13 protein-coding genes are annotated in these 16,143 nt (G+C 70.8%); 12 read left to right on the top strand and 1 reads right to left on the bottom strand.

The features are described 5' to 3' along the window. Nucleotides 1-11: 11 nt before the first annotated feature. Nucleotides 12-968, bottom strand: a complete 957-nt coding sequence (locus M8J74_RS01395; RefSeq protein ID WP_249834632.1) for a hypothetical protein — start codon at nucleotides 966-968, stop codon at nucleotides 12-14. Nucleotides 969-1,341: 373 nt separating this feature from the next. Here M8J74_RS01395 and uvrC point away from each other — a divergent pair, with 373 nt between their 5' ends. The 12 genes from uvrC to M8J74_RS01335 all read left to right on the top strand — a co-directional run. Then, nucleotides 1,342-3,456 carry an excinuclease ABC subunit UvrC gene (gene uvrC / locus M8J74_RS01390; protein ID WP_249834631.1) on the top strand — a complete coding sequence of 705 codons (2,115 nt, stop codon included), beginning with the start codon at nucleotides 1,342-1,344 and terminating at the stop codon, nucleotides 3,454-3,456. Then, the gene (rapZ, locus tag M8J74_RS01385; RefSeq protein WP_249834630.1) at nucleotides 3,453-4,415 is read left to right on the top strand and encodes an RNase adapter RapZ; all 963 of its coding nucleotides are present in this window, start codon (nucleotides 3,453-3,455) and stop codon (nucleotides 4,413-4,415) included. The genes uvrC and rapZ overlap by 4 nt, the downstream gene beginning before the upstream one ends. Beyond that, nucleotides 4,412-5,479, top strand: a complete 1,068-nt coding sequence (locus M8J74_RS01380; RefSeq protein ID WP_249834629.1) for a gluconeogenesis factor YvcK family protein — start codon at nucleotides 4,412-4,414, stop codon at nucleotides 5,477-5,479. The genes rapZ and M8J74_RS01380 overlap by 4 nt, the downstream gene beginning before the upstream one ends. Next, nucleotides 5,470-6,459 (top strand): DNA-binding protein WhiA, encoded by a 990-nt coding sequence (gene whiA, locus M8J74_RS01375; protein ID WP_030933313.1) that lies wholly within the window; start codon nucleotides 5,470-5,472, stop codon nucleotides 6,457-6,459. The genes M8J74_RS01380 and whiA overlap by 10 nt, the downstream gene beginning before the upstream one ends. Before the next feature lie 145 nt (nucleotides 6,460-6,604). Next, the gene (locus M8J74_RS01370) at nucleotides 6,605-9,559 is read left to right on the top strand and encodes a M14 family metallopeptidase (RefSeq protein WP_249834628.1); all 2,955 of its coding nucleotides are present in this window, start codon (nucleotides 6,605-6,607) and stop codon (nucleotides 9,557-9,559) included. A 227-nt stretch (nucleotides 9,560-9,786) separates the two neighbouring features. After that, nucleotides 9,787-10,794, top strand: a complete 1,008-nt coding sequence (gap, locus tag M8J74_RS01365) for a type I glyceraldehyde-3-phosphate dehydrogenase (protein WP_058926002.1) — start codon at nucleotides 9,787-9,789, stop codon at nucleotides 10,792-10,794. Nucleotides 10,795-10,983: 189 nt separating this feature from the next. Beyond that, nucleotides 10,984-12,195 carry a phosphoglycerate kinase gene (locus M8J74_RS01360; protein WP_249834627.1) on the top strand — a complete coding sequence of 404 codons (1,212 nt, stop codon included), beginning with the start codon at nucleotides 10,984-10,986 and terminating at the stop codon, nucleotides 12,193-12,195. A gap of 6 nt (nucleotides 12,196-12,201) precedes the next feature. Then, on the top strand, nucleotides 12,202-12,978 hold the full coding sequence (gene tpiA, locus M8J74_RS01355) for a triose-phosphate isomerase (protein ID WP_249834626.1): 777 nt from the start codon (nucleotides 12,202-12,204) through the stop codon (nucleotides 12,976-12,978). 95 nt (nucleotides 12,979-13,073) lie between these two features. Then, nucleotides 13,074-13,307 (top strand): preprotein translocase subunit SecG, encoded by a 234-nt coding sequence (gene secG / locus M8J74_RS01350; protein WP_107416178.1) that lies wholly within the window; start codon nucleotides 13,074-13,076, stop codon nucleotides 13,305-13,307. Nucleotides 13,308-13,533: 226 nt separating this feature from the next. Continuing rightward, entirely contained in the window at nucleotides 13,534-13,869 is a 336-nt protein-coding gene (locus M8J74_RS01345; RefSeq protein ID WP_003957010.1) for an RNA polymerase-binding protein RbpA, read from the top strand. 144 nt (nucleotides 13,870-14,013) lie between these two features. Then, nucleotides 14,014-15,282 carry an MFS transporter gene (locus M8J74_RS01340; protein WP_249834625.1) on the top strand — a complete coding sequence of 423 codons (1,269 nt, stop codon included), beginning with the start codon at nucleotides 14,014-14,016 and terminating at the stop codon, nucleotides 15,280-15,282. 52 nt (nucleotides 15,283-15,334) lie between these two features. Further along, nucleotides 15,335-16,143: phosphoglucose isomerase-related protein (locus M8J74_RS01335; protein WP_505016700.1), on the top strand; the 809-nt coding region annotated here is incomplete at its 3' end.

Here is a 16,143-nt window from a genome sequence, read left to right as displayed (position 1 = left end):
CCGCGGTGGGCTCACTCCCAGTCCCAGCCGATGCCCACGACCCCCGTCCGCACCCGGGGCTCGACGAGGTGGACCGAGTGGTGGTGGCCGCTGAGGGCGAGTTCCTGGCGGCCGCCTCGCGGCGCGGCCGCGGAGTGCTGGGCGAAGCGATGGCAGCGCACCGGCAGCGCGCGTTCGTCGAAGCGCACCTGGAGCGCGTACTGCCCGCCGGCCGGCCCGAAGCCGCGGACGTACTCGCGGCAGACGCCGGCCGTGCCGTCCTCGACGCCGTAGCGGAAGAGGAACGTGTCCCCGGCCCGCAGCCGGGTGTCGAAGAGCAGCTCGGCCACGAGGACCCCGCTGTCGTGGTGCGCCCGCACGCGTCCGGTGCGGCAGTTCTCCAGGGCGTGCACCCGCATGCGCTCCGGCGCGCATCCCGGGTCGCCGTGGTGGACGGCGACGAAGCGGTCGACGCCGTCCTTGTGGGCGCGCACGATGTGCTGCGACTCACGCCCCGCCAGCTCCCGCCGCGGGCCGATGCGCACCCGCTCGTGGTGGCCGAGAGTGTGCAGCCCGCCGTCCGGCGGCAGGTGCAGCTCGGTCAGCATCCGGTCCAGGACGTCCGAGGCGGCGATCAGGGAGCGGTACGAGCGGGCGGCGGGCCGTTCGGCACAGGTCCGTTCGTCGCTCTCGGCGAGCAGCCGTATCAAGGACTCCTCCGGCAGCTGGAGTATCTCCTCCAGGGCCCGCACGGCACGCAGCGACTCCGGGCGCTGCGGGCGCCGGGCGCCCTGCTGCCAGTAACTCAGGCTGGTGACGCCGACCTTCACCCCGTGGCGCGACAGATGGTGCTGCACCCGCTGCAACGGCAGCCCCCGGGCGGCGATGGCGGCGCGCAACGCGACGTGGAAGGGCCCGCCCCGCAGGGCCGATTCCAGTTCCGCGCCGACGACGGCGCCGACGTCCGCGTGCTGTGTGGCGTGCGGCATGCAGGGGGCCTTTCTGTGAATGCTCGCTACGGCTGGTCGGGCCGGTTTCGTGCGAAGGCCGGGGCCACCCCGTCGGCGTCGGGGCGTCTTCACATCCGTACGCCGTCGTTCACGGCCCCGAGTTCCCCCGCATTGAAGCGTGTTGACCAAGTCCCGACAACACCTGGCGCCCGACGGGTGCGCACACCTGGCCGAGACCCGCTCGGTGGCCATGATCATCGACGCGGGGCGCGCCGGAGCCGTCGCCCGGCGCCGCGGTGCCGCGGGGGCACCCACCTGCCGAGGATGCCGGTCCTCCCACAGGCGCGTAGGCTCGGTGGGCGTTGTCCACAGCCTCGCCGTACTGTCACCCCTCGCCAGTAGGGTGTGAGACATGGCCGACCCCTCCAGCTACCGCCCCAAGCCGGGACAGATCCCCGACTCTCCCGGGGTGTACAGGTTCCGTGACGAGCACCGCCGGGTGATCTACGTCGGAAAGGCGAAAAGCCTGCGCCAGCGCCTGGCGAACTATTTCCAGGACCTGGCGAACCTGCACCCCCGTACCCGGTCGATGGTCACCACCGCCGCGTCCGTGGAGTGGACCGTGGTGCCCACCGAGGTCGAGGCGCTGCAGCTGGAGTACTCCTGGATCAAGGAGTTCGACCCCCGGTTCAACGTCAAGTACCGCGACGACAAGAGCTACCCCTACCTCGCGGTGACGATGAACGAGGAGTTCCCGCGCGTGCAGGTGATGCGCGGTCACAAGAGGAAGGGAGTGAGGTACTTCGGTCCGTACGCGCACGCGTGGGCGATCCGCGACACCGTCGACCTCCTCCTGCGCGTCTTCCCCGTACGCACCTGCTCGGCCGGCGTCTTCAAGAACGCCACCCGCACCGGCCGCCCCTGCCTGCTCGGCTACATCGGCAAGTGCTCGGCTCCCTGCGTGGGCCGCGTCGACCCCGAGGAGCACCGCGAACTCGCCGAGGAGTTCTGCGACTTCATGGCCGGCCGCACCGGCACCTACCTCCGCCGCCTGGAGCAGCGGATGACGGAGGCGGCCGAGGAGATGGAGTACGAGCGGGCCGCCCGCCTGCGCGACGACATCGGGGCCCTCAGGAAGGCCATGGAGAAGAACGCGGTCGTGCTCGCCGACGCGACCGACGCCGACCTGATCGCGGTCGCCGAGGACGAGCTGGAGGCGGCCGTCCAGATCTTCCACGTGCGCGGCGGACGCGTGCGCGGCCAGCGCGGCTGGGTCACCGACAAGGTCGAGGAGATCACCACCGGCGCCCTCGTCGAGCACGCGCTGCAGCAGCTCTACGGCGAGGAGAAGGGCGACTCCGTCCCCAAGGAGGTCCTCGTCCCCGCCCTGCCGGACCCGGTCGAGCCCGTCCAGGAATGGCTGGCCGACCGGCGCGGCTCGGGCGTGTCCCTGCGCATCCCGCAGCGCGGCGACAAGAAGGCCCTGATGGAGACCGTGCAGCGCAACGCCCAGCAGTCGCTCGCCCTGCACAAGACCAAGCGCGCCTCCGACCTCACCACGCGTTCGCGCGCCCTGGAGGAGATCGCCGAGGCCCTCGACCTCGACAGCGTCCCCCTCCGCATCGAGTGCTACGACATCTCGCACCTCCAGGGCGACGACGTCGTCGCGTCCATGGTCGTCTTCGAGGACGGTCTGCAGCGCAAGAGCGAGTACCGCCGCTTCCAGATCAAGGGCTTCGAGGGCCAGGACGACGTCCGCTCCATGCACGAGGTGATCACCCGCCGCTTCCGCCGCTACCTCGCCGAGAAGGAGCGGACCGGCGAGTGGGTGGAGGACGGTCACGGGGACGGCCTCGTGGGCGGGGCGGCGGAAGGCCTCCAGGCGGGCCTGGAGACGGCCCTGGACGCCGACGGCCTCCCGTCGGACGGCCTGAAGAACGAGGACGGCCGGCCCAAGAAGTTCGCCTACCCGCCCCAGCTCGTCGTCGTCGACGGCGGACAGCCGCAGGTCGCGGCGGCGAAGCGGGCCCTGGACGAGCTCGGCATCGACGACGTCGCCGTCTGCGGCCTCGCCAAGCGGCTGGAAGAGGTCTGGCTGCCCGAGGAGGAGGACCCGGTGGTGCTGCCCCGCACCAGCGAGGGCCTCTACCTGCTGCAGCGCGTCCGCGACGAGGCGCACCGCTTCGCGATCACCTACCAGCGCACCAAGCGGGCCAAGCGCTTCCGCTCCAGCCCGCTGGACGACGTGCCCGGCCTCGGCGAGACCCGCAAGCAGGCACTTCTGAAGCACTTCGGTTCGTTGAAGAAACTGCGATCCGCCACCATCGACCAGATCTGCGAGGTGCCCGGCATAGGCCGCAAGACGGCCGAGACGATCGCCGTGGCCCTCGCCCAGGCGGCTCCGGCCGCACCCGCCGTGAACACGGCCACCGGAGAGATCATGGAGGAGGAACCCGGCACCATGGGTTCCGGTGGGGAGCCCGTGACGACGGGAGCCCCGGACGAACGACGGGGGCAGGAGACATGAATGTGAACAAGCACGACGAACAGCACGAACAGACGGGCGGAGACGGAGCACAGGTGAGTACGGGCACGACCGGCGAGACGGGTGGGCTTCCCGAAGTCGCCATCCCCGAGCTGGTGATCATCTCCGGCATGTCCGGCGCGGGCAGGTCGACGGCCGCCAAGTGCCTGGAGGACCTCGGCTGGTTCGTCGTCGACAACCTGCCGCCCGCGCTGATCCCCACCATGGTGGAGCTCGGCGCCCGCTCGCAGGGCAACGTGGCCCGGATCGCGGTCGTCGTCGACGTGCGCGGCCGGCGCTTCTTCGACAATCTGCGCGAGTCCCTCGCCGACCTGGAGACCCGGCACGTCACCCGCCGCATCGTCTTCCTGGAGTCCTCCGACGAGGCCCTGGTCCGCCGCTTCGAGTCGGTGCGCCGCCCGCACCCCCTCCAGGGCGACGGCCGCATCGTCGACGGCATCGCCGCCGAGCGCGAGCTGCTGCGCGAGCTGCGCGGCGACGCCGACCTGGTGATCGACACCTCCAGCCTGAACGTGCACGAGCTGCGCGCCAAGATGGACGCCCAGTTCGCCGGCGACGAGGAGCCCGAGCTGCGGGCCACCGTCATGTCCTTCGGCTTCAAGTACGGCCTGCCCGTCGACGCCGACCTGGTCGCGGACATGCGCTTCCTGCCCAACCCGCACTGGGTCCCGGAGCTGCGCCCCTTCACCGGCCTCAACGAGGAGGTGGCGGCGTACGTCTTCAACCAGCCCGGCGCCAAGGAGTTCCTCGACCGCTACGCCGAGCTGCTGCGCCTCATCGCGGCCGGCTACCGCCGCGAGGGCAAGCGGTACGTGACCATCGCCATCGGGTGCACGGGCGGCAAGCACCGCTCGGTGGCCATGTCGGAGAAGCTCGCCGCCCGCCTCGCGGCCGAGGGCGTGGAGACGGTGGTCGTGCACCGGGACATGGGACGCGAATGACAGAACGCTCTGTGCGGCTGAGCAGGCTGCGCCGGATGGTGCCCGAGTCCCGGGCGGGCCGTCCGGTCGAGGCCCGCGGAGCCCGGCCGCGCCGGCGCGGCGCACAGCCCAAGGTCGTCGCCCTCGGCGGCGGCATGGGCCTGTCCGCCTCGCTCGCCGCCCTGCGCCGGATCACCGGCGACCTCACCGCCGTCGTCACCGTGGCCGACGACGGCGGCTCCAGCGGGCGCCTGCGCGACGAGCTGGGCGTGCTGCCGCCCGGCGACCTGCGCAAGGCGCTGGCCGCGCTGTGCGGCGACGACGACTGGGGCCAGACCTGGGCCCGGGTCATCCAGCACCGCTTCCACTCCAAGGGCGACCTGCACGACCACGCGGTCGGCAACCTCCTGATCGTCGCCCTGTGGGAGCAGCTCGGCGACCATGTCCAGGCCCTGGACCTGGTCGGCAGGCTGCTGGGCGCGCACGGGCGCGTGCTGCCCATGTCCGCCGTACCGCTGGAGCTGCAGGCCCTGGTCAAGGGGCACGACCCGGACCGGCCGGAAGACGTGGACACGGTCCGGGGGCAGGCCACGGTCGCCCTCACGCCCGGCGAGGTGCAGTCGGTGCACCTCGTGCCGCACGACCCGCCGGCCGTCCCCGAGGCCGTCGAGGCGGTCCTCGACGCGGACTGGGTCGTGCTCGGCCCCGGCTCCTGGTTCTCCTCGGTGATCCCGCACCTGCTCGTGCCGGAGCTGCTGGACGCCCTCACCCAGACGAAGGCGCGCCGGGTACTCTCGCTGAACCTCGCCCCGCAGCCCGGAGAAACCGAGGGCTTCTCCCCGCAGCGTCATTTGGAGGTTTTGGGACGACACGCCCCTAAACTCGCCCTGGACGTGGTGCTGGCCGACGAGGCCGCCGTGCCCGACCGTGATGTGCTCACCGAGGCCGCCAAGCGGCTCGGGGCCGCGGTCGAGCTCGCCCCGGTCGCTCGCAGAGACGGAACTCCGCGGCACGACCCGGAGCTGCTGGCCGCCGCGTACGACCGTATTTTTCGGATGCATGGAAGGATCGGCCCATGGCGATGACGGCAGCGGTGAAGGACGAGATCTCCCGGCTCCCCGTCACCCGCACCTGCTGCAGGAAGGCGGAGGTCTCCGCCATTCTGCGGTTCGCCGGCGGCCTCCACCTGGTCAGCGGGCGCATCGTGATCGAGGCGGAGCTGGACACCGCGATGGCGGCCCGGCGCCTGAAGAGAGACATTCTGGAGATCTTCGGCCACTCCTCGGAGCTGATCGTGATGGCGCCCGGCGGACTGCGCCGCGGCTCGCGTTACGTCGTCCGGGTCGTCGCCGGCGGTGACCAGCTGGCCCGCCAGACCGGCCTGGTGGACGGGCGCGGCCGCCCGATCCGCGGCCTGCCCCCGCAGGTGGTCTCGGGGGCCACCTGCGACGCGGAGGCCGCCTGGCGCGGAGCGTTCCTGGCGCACGGGTCGCTCACCGAGCCCGGCCGCTCCTCCTCCCTGGAGGTCACCTGCCCCGGTCCCGAGGCGGCGCTCGCCCTGGTCGGCGCGGCCCGCCGGCTGTCGATCGCCGCGAAGGCCCGCGAGGTGCGGGGCGTGGACCGGGTGGTCGTCCGCGACGGCGACGCGATCGGCGCGCTGCTCACCCGCCTCGGCGCGCACGAGTCGGTGCTGGCCTGGGAGGAGCGCCGGATGCGCCGGGAGGTGCGGGCCACGGCGAACCGGCTCGCCAACTTCGACGACGCCAACCTGCGCCGCTCCGCCCGCGCGGCCGTCGCCGCCGGCGCCCGGGTCCAGCGCGCGCTGGAGATCCTCGGCGACGAGGTCCCTGAGCACCTCGCGGCCGCCGGACGCCTGCGCATGGAGCACAAGCAGGCATCCCTGGAGGAGCTGGGCGCGCTCGCCGACCCGCCGCTGACCAAGGACGCCGTGGCCGGCCGTATCCGCCGCCTGCTGGCGATGGCCGACAAGCGCGCCTCCGACCTCGGCATCCCGGGCACGGAGTCCAGCATCACCGAGGAGATGGCGGACAACCTCGTCGGCTGACCCACCGACAACCCCTCGCTGCCGGCGTCCACTTGGGCGCCGGCAGCGGCCTTTTGCTGGCTTTGTGTCGCTCTTGACTCGGTTGTGAACTGACATGAGCCTGGCAGCACTTCGTCACCGTGACGAAGGACTGCTAGGGGGGTACATGAGACCCAGAGCGAGATCGATCCTCGCTGTCGGCGCGCTCCTGCTCGGCGGAGCGAGCCTCGCACCCATCGCCCAGGCACAGAACGGGACCTCACAGGGTTCCGACCCCGACGAGGTCAACGTCTACCGCGCGGAGGTCAGCGCCCAGCAGGTACCCCTGCTGCTGGCCGCCGGGCAGGACGGCCAGGAACTCGGCGAGCAGGTCCCCGCGAAGGGGAAGGCCGCCGTCGAGGTCTACCTCACCGGCCGGCAGGCCGGGAAGCTGCGGAAGCAGGGCGTCGACCTCACCGAGCACACACTTTCGGCCAAGGCCGCGAAACGGGTGGACACGGCCGCCCAGGGCGTGTTCCGCCCGTACAGCGGCAGCGGTGGCCTGAAGGAGGAGATCGTCCGGACCGGGCAGCTCAACCCGGGCCTGACCAAGGTCGTCTCCATCGGGAAGACCGTCGACGGCCAGGACATCCTCGCGCTCAAACTGACCAAGGACGCGAAGAAGACCAAGGACGGCTCCAAGCCCTCCGTGCTGTACATGTCCAACCAGCACGCGCGCGAGTGGATCACACCGGAGATGACCCGCCGGCTGATGCACTACTACCTGGACAACTACAAGAAGAACAAGCGCGTCCAGCGGATCGTCGACAGCACCGAGCTGTGGTTCGTCATCTCGGCCAACCCCGACGGCTACGACTACACCTTCAAGGACTCCGACACCCGCCTGTGGCGCAAGAACCTGCGGGACGTCAACGGCGACGGCGTCATCTCCACCGGCGACGGCGTCGACCTCAACCGCAACTTCGCCTACAAGTGGGGCTACGACGACGAGGGTTCGTCCCCGAACCCCACCAGTGAGACCTACCGCGGCGCGAGCCCCGGCTCCGAGCCCGAGACGAAGGCGCTGGACCGCTTCGAGAAGCGGATCGGATTCTCGTACGGCATCAACTACCACTCCGCCGCCGAGCTCCTGCTCTACGGCGTCGGCTGGCAGGTCGCCACCCCCACCCCGGACGACGTGGTCTACAAGGCCCTCGCCGGCACCCCGGACAACTCCGCGATCCCCGGCTACCGCCCGCAGGTCTCCTCGGAGCTGTACACCACCAACGGCGAGGCGGACGGCCACGCGGCGAACGTCAACGGCATGTCGATGTTCACCCCGGAGATGTCGACCTGCCAGACCGCGTCGAACCTCGACCCGAACGACCAGTGGAACGCGGCCGACTGCCAGTCGGTGTTCAACTTCCCGGACGACGAGAAGCTCATCCAGCAGGAGTTCACCAAGAACGTCCCGTTCGCGCTGTCGGTCGCCGAGACCGCCCGGCACCCCGACACCCCGTCCTCGTCGCTGGGCCTGAAGGCCGCCGACTTCACCCCGGCGAAGTTCACCACCTCCTACGCTCGCGGCGCCGACCAGGACGTCTCGGCCGTCGTCCGCAAGGCGGTCCGCGACAAGGAGCTCCACTACCGCGTCGACGGCGGCCGCACCAAGGACCGGCCGCTGAAGGCCTGGAAGGGCGGCCGGACCTACGGCGGCGAGGACAACCTGCACTTCGACGAGTACCGCGCCAAGGTCCGCGACGCCGACCCGGGCGACACGGTCGAGGTGTGGTTCACCGGCCGGTCCCGCAGCGGCAAGAAGGTCTCCAGCGAGCACTTCACCTACACCGTCGCCCAGCGGGCCAAGGCCGACACGCTCGTCGTCGCCGAGGAGGGCGCGACGGCCACACAGGCGCAGACCTACGTGGACGCGCTGAAGGCGGCCGGCCGCAAGGCGGTCGTGTGGGACGTCGCCACCCAGGGCGCGCCCGACGCGCTCGCCGTGCTGAAGCACTTCCGGACCGTCGTGCACTACACGGGCGCGAGCGCCCCCGGCAACGCCACCCAGCTGCAACTGCGCGCCTACCTCAACGAGGGCGGCAAGCTGATCGAGGCGGGGGAGTCGGCCGGCGGCAGCGTCGACCTCGGCGGCGGCACCCTGTCCAACGACTTCAGCCAGTACTACCTGGGCGCCTACTCGCGTACGTCGACCCCGGGCGCCACCGGCTTCACCGGTTCCGGTGAACTCGGCGGCTTCAGCGGGGCGCTCGGCGCGGCACCCGGCAACCCGCTCGACAGGGCCGGCACCTACGCCGTCACCTCCGACTCGCTGCCGGTCGACAAGTACCCGCAGTTCGCGAGCGCCGGAGCGGGCCAGTTCGCGGGGACCGTCAACCCGTACGGGCCGTACTCGGGCTCCTACATGGCGGCCGCCGTCCACACCGACGACTCCTACAAGCGCCTCACCCGCACCGTCGACCTCACCGGTGTCGCGGCGAGCGCCAAGCCGACGCTGCGCAGCCAGTTGCTCTGGGACACCGAGCCGGGCTACGACCACGTCATCGTCGAGGCCCACACCACCGGCGCGGACGACTGGACGACCCTCCCGGAGGCGGGCGGCGCGACCAGCACGGCCGTCCCGGCGGAGTGCGAGGCGGGCTTCCTCGTCAACGAGCACCCGTGGCTCAGGCACTATCTGACCGTCGCCGCCTCGGGCTGCACCGGGACCGGCACCAGCGGCTCCTGGAACAGCCTCACCGGCGCCTCCAACGGCTGGCAGCAGGTCGACTACGACCTGAGCGCCTACGCCGGAAAGTCCGTCCAGGTCTCGATCAGTTACGTCACCGACCCCGGCTCCGGCGGCCGCGGCGTCCTCGCCGACGACACCTCGCTCGTCCTCGGCGGCACGGCGACCCAGCCCGAGGGCTTCGAGACCTCGCTCGGCGCCTGGAGCGTGTCCGGACCGCCCGCGGGCAGCCCGGCGGTGCTCAAGGACTGGACGCGCACCGGGGCGCTGTTCAGGACCTACGGCGCCGTCACCACCGACCGCACCGTGCTGTTGGGCTTCGGTCTGGAGCACGTCACCGCGGCCGCGGACCGCGTCGCCCTCGTCAAGAAGGCGCTCGCGGCCCTGGAAGGGTGAACTGCCTGGTCAACGATGACTAGGTCACCGTAGTCAAAAAGAGTGATCGGACATTCGGGCCGGGCGGTCCGTACCCCTACTGGCGGGTACGGACCGCCTGCCCATGTATGGGGCGTCTCGATGTCACTCCGGGGGCATCAGGGAGGTAGGGTCGGGGGTGGTCGGGGACATCCCAAACAGAGCTCGCCGGCACCTCATGGCCGGCGTACCAACGAGGAGATCGGTTCGTGACGATCCGCGTAGGCATCAACGGCTTCGGTCGTATCGGTCGCAACTACTTCCGCGCGCTGCTGGAGCAGGGTGCTGACATCGAGATCGTGGCTGTCAACGACCTGGGTGACACCGCGACCACCGCCCATCTGCTGAAGTACGACACCATCCTGGGCCGCCTCAAGGCCGAGGTCTCGCACACCGCCGACACCATCACCGTCGACGGCAAGACCATCAAGGTCCTGTCCGAGCGCAACCCCGCCGACATCCCGTGGGGCGAGCTGGGCGTCGACATCGTCATCGAGTCGACCGGCATCTTCACCAAGAAGGCCGACGCCGAGAAGCACATCGCCGGCGGCGCGAAGAAGGTCCTCATCTCGGCTCCGGCCAAGGACGAGGACATCACCATCGTGATGGGCGTCAACCAGGACAAGTACGACCCGGCGAACCACCACGTCATCTCCAACGCCTCCTGCACCACCAACTGCGTGGCGCCGATGGCGAAGGTCCTCGACGAGAACTTCGGCATCGTCAAGGGCCTGATGACGACGGTGCACGCGTACACGAACGACCAGCGCATCCTGGACTTCCCGCACAAGGACCTGCGCCGCGCCCGTGCCGCCGCCGAGAACATCATCCCGACCACGACCGGTGCCGCGAAGGCCACCGCCCTGGTCCTGCCGCAGCTCAAGGGCAAGCTGGACGGCATCGCCATGCGCGTCCCGGTCCCGACCGGCTCGGCCACCGACCTCGTCGTGGAGCTCTCGCGCGAGGTCACCAAGGACGAGGTCAACGCCGCCTTCAAGAAGGCCTCCGAGGGCGAGCTGCAGGGCTACCTGTCCTACACGGAGGACGAGATCGTCTCCTCCGACATCGTCAGCGACCCGGCGTCCTGCACCTTCGACTCCTCCCTGACCATGGTCCAGGAGGGCACGACGGTGAAGATCCTCGGCTGGTACGACAACGAGTGGGGCTACTCCAACCGCCTCGTCGACCTCACGGTCTTCGTCGGCAACCAGCTCTGATCGCCGCGAGCGGCAGCACCTCGGTGTGAGTGCAGGGCTCGGGCAGCGCACGGCCGCGCTGTCCGAGCCCTGTGTCGCGTGGCTGGGGCCCGACCGGCCCTCGCGCCCGCCGCGTCCAGGTAGCAGCCTCACGGACAGAGCAGCCCATTCGGAACTCAGAGCCTCCCGAGCCTCTCTAGGAGCCCCTTCATGAAGACGATCGACGAACTCCTCGCCGAAGGCGTGGACGGCAAGCGGGTCTTCGTCCGCGCGGACCTCAACGTGCCGCTCGCCGACGGCCTCATCACCGACGACGGCCGCATCCGCGCCGTGCTGCCCACCGTCAAGGCCCTCGCCGGGGCGGGCGCCAAGGTGGTCGTCGCCTCGCACCTGGGCCGCCCCAAGGGCGCCCCGGACCCCGCCTTCTCCCTGCTGCCCGCCGCCGAGCGGCTCGGTGAACTGCTCGGCGCTCCCGTGGCGTTCGCCCAGGACACCGTCGGCCCCGCCGCGCACGACGCGGTCAACGGCCTGCAGCCCGGCCAGGTCGCGGTGATCGAGAACCTCCGCTTCAACGCGGGTGAGACCTCCAAGGACGACACCGAGCGCGGCGAGTTCGCCGACCGCCTCGCGGCCCTGGCGGACGTCTACGTCGGCGACGGCTTCGGCGCCGTGCACCGCAAGCACGCCTCCGTCTACGACCTCCCGGCCCGGCTGCCGCACTACGCCGGCTACCTCATCGCCAATGAGGTCGGCGTCCTGAAGAAGCTCACCGACGAGGTCCGGCGGCCCTACGTCGTCGCGCTCGGCGGCGCCAAGGTCTCCGACAAGCTCGCCGTCATCGACGAGCTCCTCGGCAAGGCCGACCGCCTGCTCATCGGCGGCGGCATGGCCTACACCTTCCTCAAGGCCAAGGGCTACGAGATCGGCAAGTCCCTCCTGCAGGAGGACCAGATCCCGGCCGTCCTGGAGTACATCGAGCGCGCGGAGAAGACCGGCGTCGAGCTGGTCCTGCCCGTCGACGTGGTGGTCGGCCCCGAGTTCCCGGACCTGAAGGCCAAGGCCCCGACGAGCCCCGCCACCGTCGCCGCGGACGCCGTGCCCGCCGACCAGATGGGCCTGGACGTCGGTCCGGAGACCCGCAAGCTGTACGCCTCGAAGATCACCGACGCCGCCACCGTCTTCTGGAACGGCCCGATGGGCGTCTTCGAGCACCCCGATTTCGCCGAGGGCACCAAGGCGGTCGCCCAGGCCCTCATCGACTCCCCGGCCTTCACGGTCGTCGGCGGCGGCGACTCCGCCGCGGCCGTGCGCCTCCTGGGCTTCGACGAGACCGCATTCGGCCACATCTCGACCGGTGGCGGCGCCTCCCTCGAATACCTCGAGGGCAAGACGCTCCCCGGACTCGCCGCACTGGAGGACTGACCAAGCATGAGCACGCGCACGCCGCTGATGGCGGGCAACTGGAAGATGAACCTCAACCACCTCGAGGCCATCGCCCACGTCCAGAAGCTCGCCTTCGCCCTGGCCGACAAGGACTACGAGGCCGTCGAGGTCGCCGTCCTGCCGCCCTTCACCGACCTGCGCTCCGTGCAGACCCTGGTCGACGGCGACAAGCTCAAGATCAAGTACGGGGCCCAGGACATCTCGGCCCATGACTCCGGCGCCTACACCGGCGAGATCTCCGGGGCCATGCTGGCCAAGCTGAAGTGCACGTACGTGGCCGTCGGCCACTCCGAGCGCCGTCAGTACCACGCCGAGACCGACGAGATCGTCAACGCCAAGGTCAAGGCCGCCTACAAGCACGGTCTGACCCCGATCCTGTGCGTCGGCGAGGAGCTGGACGTCCGCGAGGCGGGCAACCACGTCGCCCACACCCTCGCCCAGGTCGAAGGCGGCCTGAAGGACCTCCCGGCCGAGCAGGCCGAGACCATCGTGATCGCCTACGAGCCCGTGTGGGCCATCGGCACCGGCAAGGTCTGCGGCGCCGAGGACGCCCAGGAGGTCTGCGCCGCCGTCCGCGGCAAGGTCGCCGAGCTGTACACGCAGGAGCTGGCCGACAAGGTCCGCATCCAGTACGGCGGCTCGGTCAAGGCGGGCAACGTCGCCGAGATCATGGCGCAGGCCGACATCGACGGCGCCCTGGTGGGCGGCGCGTCCCTGGACGCCGACGAGTTCGTCAAGATCGTGCGCTTCCGCGACCAGTGAGTATGCGCTAGGCCCGATCCGTCGTACCCTTGCGGGGTCCAGCACTGTGCTGGACCCCGCGTCGTCCGTCCGAGTCCGAGGAAGTTGGTCCAGCCGTGGTTTTGGGGTTCTCGATCGCCCTGATCGTCTTCAGCCTGCTGCTGATGCTGCTGGTGCTGATGCACAAGGGGAAGGGCGGCGGCCTCTCCGACATGTTCGGTGGCGGCATGCAGTCCTCCGTCGGCGGCTCCTCGGTCGCCGAGCGCAACCTCGACCGCATCACCGTGGTGATCGGTCTGCTGTGGTTCGCGTGCATTGTCGTACTCGGCCTCGTCATGAAGACCTCCTGACGTCGAACAGCTGAGCGACAAAGCACACACAGCACCTCCGATCCGCACGTAAGGCCCCATGTTCGGTACGCGCAGCTGAGCGCGGCCTATCATGGGGCTTGCGTCTGGGTGTGGGGCGGTAACTCCAACCACTGGACGTGCGTTGGGCCTTACGTAGACTGAGGCGCTCGCAACGAAGCGAAACGCCGACTCGCTTCGCGGCACCATCACGCAGGGAGTTACGACCGTGGCAAGTGGCAACGCGATCCGAGGAAGCCGGGTCGGGGCGGGGCCGATGGGCGAGGCCGAGCGCGGCGAGTCCGCGCCGCGTCTGCGCATCTCCTTCTGGTGCTCCAACGGGCACGAGACGCAGCCCAGCTTCGCCAGCGACGCGCAGGTTCCCGACACCTGGGACTGCCCGCGCTGCGGCTTCCCGGCCGGACAGGACCGGGACAACCCGCCGGACCCGCCGCGCACCGAGCCCTACAAGACGCACCTCGCGTACGTCCGGGAGCGGCGCAGCGACGCGGACGGCGAGGCCATCCTCGCCGAGGCGCTCGCCAAACTGCGGGGCGAGATCTAGGAGTTGGAAGCCGGCCGGGCACCGAGAGGGTGTCTGGCCGGAGCTGTTTCGCACCGGCCGCCCGTCCGTCCCCGGACCGATTGTCAGTGGTGCCCTCTACGGTTTGTCCATCGTCTCGATACGGGCGAATCGTGAGGGGGAGCTGTGGCGACGGTCGAGCCAGCGGGGGTGCGCGCGCTCGCGTGGCGTGGGGGATTCGGGCGGCTGTGGAGTGCCGCCGTGCTCTCCAGCTTCGGGGACGCCCTGCGCAACGCCGCGCTGCCCCTGCTCGCCGTGCGGCTCACGGACCGGCCGCTGCTGGTCGCGACGGTGACCGCCTGCGGCTATCTGCCCTGGCTCGCCTTCGGGCTGCTCGGCGGCGCGGTGGCCGACCGGGTGGACCAGCGGCGGGCGATGTGGACGGTGGACGCGCTCCGAGGGCTGCTGGTGGCGTCCTTCGCGGTCGCCGTCGCCCTCGGACACGCCTCCATCGGGCTGCTGATCGCCCTGGCCTTCACCCTGACCACGCTCCAGACCCTGTTCGACAACGCCTCCACGGCCCTGCTGCCCGTGCTGGTGGACCGCGAGGTCCTCGGCAGCGCGAACGCCCGGCTGCTGACCGGGCAGCGCATCGCCGGCGGGCTGCTCGGCGCACCGGCCGTCCCCCTGCTGCTGGCGGCCGGGACCGCCGCGCCGTTCGCCGTCGACGCGGCGACCTTCCTGCTGGCCGCCGCCCTGGTCGCCTCGCTGCGGACCGCCGCCCCGCAGCGCGGACCGGCGGTGGCGGGCAGCACCCTGCGCCGGGAGATCGCGCAGGGACTGCGCACCCTCGCCCGGGACCGCGCCCTGCGCGGACTGTGCGCCGCGACGGCCCTGTGCAACATCGGCATGGGCGCCCAGCTCGCCACCCTCGTCGTCCTCGTCACCGGCTGGCTGCACGCCGGCACCGTCGGATACGCCGCGGCCGGCACCGCGGCCACCCTGGGCGGCCTGGCCGGAGGAGTGGTCAACCGCCGGTTCGTCGCCCGTCTGGGCCGGATGCGGGCGGTGCTGACCGCCGGCGCCGTGCAGACCGCGGCCCTTGTCGCCATGGGCAGCGTGCGCAGCCTGCCCGTCCTGGTGACGGCGATCGCCGTCTTCGGGCTGATGGGCATGGTGTGGAACGTCAACACCACGACCCTGATGCAGGAGCGCAGCCCCGCCGACATGCTCGGCCGGATCAGCTCCGCCTTCCGGACCCTGTCCTACGCCGGGGTCCCGCTGGGTGCCCTCCTCGGCGGCGCCGTCGCCACCGCCTGGGGTCTGAACACCCCGCCGCTGCTCACGGCGGCCTTCTTCGTCCTCGCCGTCATCGCGCTGATACCCGCGCTCAAGGTGAACGTACCTGTTGTTGCGCCGCACGACGACGCCACGACGGCTCACGCGCCGCGCTGATCAACTAGGTTGGAACAGCTGGGACAGGCACGAAAGAAGGCTGAAGTCGCACATGAACGCAGACGGCCGTACCAGGCTCAACCAGACGCCCGAGTGGACCGCGCTGGACAAGCACCGCGAGCAACTCTCCGGCACCCATCTGCGGGAGCTGTTCGCCGCCGACCCGGGGCGCGGCACCGGATACACGCTCCAGGTGGGAGACCTCCACGTCGACTACTCCAAGCACCTGGTCACCGACGAGACCCTCCGGCTGCTGCGTGAACTGGCCGCCGCCACCGACGTGTTCGGGCTGCGCGACGCCATGTTCCGCGGCGAGAAGATCAACACCACGGAGGACCGCGCCGTCCTGCACACCGCGCTGCGCGCCCCGCGCGACGCGGTGATCGAGGTCGACGGCGAGAACGTCGTGCCGAAGGTGCACGAAGTCCTCGACAAGATGAGCGACTTCGCCGACCGGGTCCGCTCCGGAGCCTGGACCGGCCACACCGGCAAGCGCATCAGGAACGTGGTCAACGTCGGCATCGGCGGCTCGGACCTCGGCCCCGCGATGGCCTACGAGGTGCTGCGCGCCTTCACCGACCGCGACCTCACCGTCCGCTTCGTGTCGAACGTCGACGGCGCCGACCTGCACGAGGCCACCCGCGACCTGGACGCGGCCGAGACGCTGTTCGTCATCGCCTCCAAGACCTTCACCACCATCGAGACCATCACCAACGCGACCTCGGCGCGCGCCTGGCTGCTCGACGAGCTGAAGGCCGGTCAGGAGGCGGTCGCCAAACACTTCGTGGCCCTGTCGACGAACGCCGGGAAGGTGGCCGACTTCGGCATCGACACCGCGAACATGTTCGAGTTCTGGGACTG

Source organism: Streptomyces panaciradicis (assembly GCF_023516615.1).
GTDB lineage: Bacteria > Actinomycetota > Actinomycetes > Streptomycetales > Streptomycetaceae > Streptomyces > Streptomyces panaciradicis.
The sequence above is the reverse complement of the archived record's forward strand: the minus strand, read 5'-3'. Positions and strand labels throughout refer to the sequence as shown.